We start from the raw sequence: 534 nt of genomic DNA on the forward strand, positions 1-534 counted from the left end.
CCACTCCTTCACCTCGTCGAGCACCGCGTCGGTCACGCGACTGATCAGGTCCGGGGAGACCTCCAGCCCATAAAGCTCTTCGAGATGCCCGCGGATGTCGCGCACGCTCATGCCGCGCGCGTACATCGCGATGATCTTCTCATCCAAGCCGTCGATCCGGGTCTGGCCCTTGCCGATCAGTCGGGGCTCGAAGCTCCCCTCCCGGTCGCGCGGAACCGCCAGTTCGAAGGCCCCGTCCTCGCTCTTCACCGTTTTCCGGCTCACACCGTTCCGACGGTTCGTCTGCACCGGTGGCGCCACCTCGCCGTGCTCGTAGCCCAAATGCTCGGTCAGCTCCGCGCCCAGCATCCGCTGCATCAGCGCCTTCCGCAGGTCCCTCATCAGGCCACCGTCGGCCATCAGATCCTCAGGCCGCTCGCAGCCCCTCAGCAGTTCGTCCAATATCGCGTCGTCGATCTTCTTCGCCATGGTCCACGCTGTCCTTTCCTCTCAGCATGGACCGGCAGATCCGTACACAGAAGGCCGGACACTCTC

At 64.8% G+C, this 534-nt stretch carries 1 protein-coding gene; it reads right to left on the minus strand.

Annotated features, from left to right (window positions below; genetic code table 11):
- Positions 1 to 468, minus strand: a 468-nt coding sequence (locus tag ACLJK8_RS23125) for a transposase (protein ID WP_413152720.1), incomplete at its 3' end; no start/stop codon positions are given.
- Between the last annotated feature and the right edge of the window lie 66 nt (positions 469 to 534).

Source organism: Amaricoccus sp. W119 (genome assembly GCF_047275745.1).
Lineage (GTDB): Bacteria > Pseudomonadota > Alphaproteobacteria > Rhodobacterales > Rhodobacteraceae > Amaricoccus.